Origin of the sequence: Melaminivora alkalimesophila, from assembly GCF_000282995.1 — a bacterium.
GTDB lineage: Bacteria > Pseudomonadota > Gammaproteobacteria > Burkholderiales > Burkholderiaceae_C > Melaminivora > Melaminivora alkalimesophila.
In genome coordinates, this window is the sequence record NZ_ALEE01000343.1 from 1 (window position 1) to 3,130 (window position 3,130).

Here is a 3,130-nt window from a genome sequence, read left to right on the forward strand (position 1 = left end):
TGGTACGGCCTATGGGGAGCAGGTCAGGTTATCAATCCAAGAGGAGTCTGTCGTATGCAAAAGAAAATTGTGGCTGCCCTGGCGCTGTGCGGCGCGGGCGTGGCAATGGCCCAGTCCGCCGGTACCAGCAAGGTGGAGCTGTGGGGTATCGTGGATGCCGCCGTGCGCCACACCAACAACGAAGGTGCCGGCAAGGATGGCCTGACGAAGATGATCGGTGGCGGCATGTCGCAAAGCCGCTGGGGTATCAATGTGGAGGAGGACCTGGGTGGCGGGTCCAAGGCCCTGGTGGTGCTGGAAAACCGTCTCAATGCCGATGACGGCAGTGTTTCCACCCCCTTCTTCCAACTGTCCTATCTGGGTCTGCAAGGCCCTTATGGCCGCCTGACTGCCGGACGTCAGTGGAACGTCCTGTTCGACGTGGTGACCAGCACCTACGCTTCGTTCCCGTACTCCCCCTACATGGAAGCCTACAAGCCTGAGTTGGGAATGGCCATGGGCGCGCGTACCAGCAACATGCTGAAGTACACCTTCGCAACGCCGGACCGCAGCTTCGTAGGCTCGCTGCAATATTCGTTTGACGAGAACTACGACACCAAGGCATTGGAAGCTGGCCTGCCTGCCTCGGCGGCGCAAGTGCCTGCCTACGTTGCAGGCACCCTGGGTGGTGGCGCCTGGAAGACGGCTGGCGGCTACCTGCGCTACTCCGCGAGCGGGTTTGCCGTCGGCGGCGGCTACATGCGCACGACGCTGCCAGGCGGCACCGACGTAGACGCCTGGACTCTGGGCGGTTCGTACCGCACGGGTCCGTGGTACTTCAATACAGGCTATGGCCTGAACAAGGCGAAATACGCTACGGTGACCAACCCGATCCAGGGTTTCCGTAACCTCGTAGACGGAGCGATCCTGGGGCAATTCTGGGCCGGCCAGACCAATGGCGGCTTCCAGCCGGGCGACGCCAACAAGCGCCAGCTGTTCAAGGTGGGCGTGGGCTATCAGCTGACTCCTCAGCTCAACCTGGGCGCGCACTACTTCCGCGGTAAGCAGTCGGGCTCGGCCACGGGTGCTTCCAACGGCAACGCCAACTTCTACGTGGCCGTGGCGGACTATGCCTTCAGCAAGCGCACCGATGCCTACTTCGGCGTGGACCACACCAGCATCAGCGGCGGCAGCGCGGTCGTGCTGGATGCGGCGAGCGGCGCACGCAGCCGTACCGGCATCACCGTGGGTGTCCGCCATCGCTTCTAAGGCACATTGAGTGGGGAGGGGAAGGGTCCTTGTGGGCCCGCCCCGATTTCAAGCAACCTCCTTCGGGAGGTTGTTTTTTTCTCGAAGTACGGTTTTTGCCCCGCCGAGCGTAGATACGCAGTCCGGGCATTGGTTTTGCATCAGCACTGCGGATGAATGGCGGCGCATCTGCGATGCACCATTTCAGGGATTTCCCTTTGCCAGTGGCCACGGCCACGCTGCCATAGTCGCTCCTTTCTATAAAAGAGGGTTCCCATGCGAATCAATGCCTTGATCCTTTCTCTTGCGGCGGCCTGCGCGGCGGCCGTGGCTCCAGCGGCGCATGCCAAGACCTTCAAGTGGGCCAGCCAGGGCGAGATCTCCACCTGGGACATCCACTCGCAGAACAACGCGCTGCAAAACGGCATCCACGCCTACGTGTACGAGAGCCTGGTCTACTACAACAGCAAGACCTTCGAGGTCGAGCCCCAGCTCGCCACCGCCTGGAGCAACGTCAGCCCGACCCAGGTGCGCTTCACGCTGCGGCGCGGCGTGAAGTTCCACGACGGCTCCGACTTCACGGCCGACGATGCGGTCTACTCCATCCAGCGCGCGATGGCCAAGACCTCCAACTACGGCCCCTATGTGCAGGGCATCGAGCGCGTCACCAAGGTGGATGCCCACACCATCGATGTGTTCCTGAAGGCGCCCAACCCGGTGCTGCTGCGCCAGATGACCGAGCTGCGCATGATGAGCAAGGCCTGGGCCGAGAAGAACCGCTCGGTCGAGCCCTTCGACATGAAGGGCAAGGACGAGAACTTCGCCCACCGCAACGCCATGGGCACCGGCCCCTTCACGCTGCAATCCTGGCAGCCGGACGTGCGCATGGTCTTGAAGCGCAACCCCAACTGGTGGGGCGAGATGGACGGCAACGTCACCGAGATCGTCTACACGCCGATCAAGTCGGGCGCCACGCGCATCGCGGCGCTGCTCTCGGGCGAGGTCGACATGGTGCTCGACCCGGCCCCGCAGGACCTGCCGCGCCTGCGCGCCAACGGCGACATCAAGGTCATCGACGGCCTGGAGAACCGCACCATCTTCCTCGGCATGGACCAGTTCCGCGACGAGCTGGTGGGCAGCAACGTCAAGGGCAAGAACCCGCTCAAGGACGTGCGCGTGCGCAAGGCGCTGTACCAGGCGATCGACGTCGATGCCCTGACGCGCAACATCCTGCGCGGCCTGGGCAAGCCGGCCGGCACGCTGGTCGCGCCGCAGGTCGCGGGCTGGACCGAAGGCGTGGGCAAGCGCTTCCCCTACGATGTGGAGGCCTCCAAGAAACTGCTCGCCGAGGCCGGCTACGGCGATGGCTTCGAGGTGGACTTCGCCTGCCCCAACAACCGCTACATCAGCGACGAGGCGATCTGCCAGGCGATCACGGCGATGTGGGCGCGCGTGGGCGTGAAGGCCAAGCTGCGCACGCTGCCCACCGTGACCTACTTTCCCATGATCCAGCGCAGCGAGGCCAGCATCTACATGCTCGGCTGGGGCGTGCCGACCTTTGACGGCCTGTACAGCCTGCAATCGCTGGTGCGCAGCGTGGGCACGGGCGGCGACGGCAACTACAACGTCGGCAAGTACAGCAACGAGCGCATGGACTACCTCGTGGACCGCATCAAGGTCGAGACCGACGCCCCGGTGCGCGCGCGCATGATGACCGAGGCGCTGCAGCTGTCCAACGACACGGTCTCGCACATCCCGCTGTACGACCAGGTCATTCCCTGGGCGATGAAGAAGAACGTGGACATGGTGCACCGCGCCGACAACCGGGTGGACATCCGCACGGTGAAGATCCAGTAAACCTGCGAGCAGCAAGCCTGCTGCCAGCGGCGGCCCGGTCCGTCCG

At 64.0% G+C, this 3,130-nt stretch carries 2 protein-coding genes; both read left to right on the forward strand.

What is annotated here, in order from left to right; genetic code table 11:
* The first annotated feature begins 54 nt into the window (after positions 1-54).
* Positions 55-1,248 carry a porin gene (locus A612_RS06400; RefSeq protein ID WP_019373682.1) on the forward strand — a complete coding sequence of 398 codons (1,194 nt, stop codon included), beginning with the start codon at positions 55-57 and terminating at the stop codon, positions 1,246-1,248.
* A 255-nt stretch (positions 1,249-1,503) separates the two neighbouring features.
* Positions 1,504-3,084: an ABC transporter substrate-binding protein gene (locus A612_RS06405; protein WP_019373683.1), complete on the forward strand. Its 1,581-nt coding sequence runs from the start codon at positions 1,504-1,506 to the stop codon at positions 3,082-3,084.
* Positions 3,085-3,130: the final 46 nt, after the last annotated feature.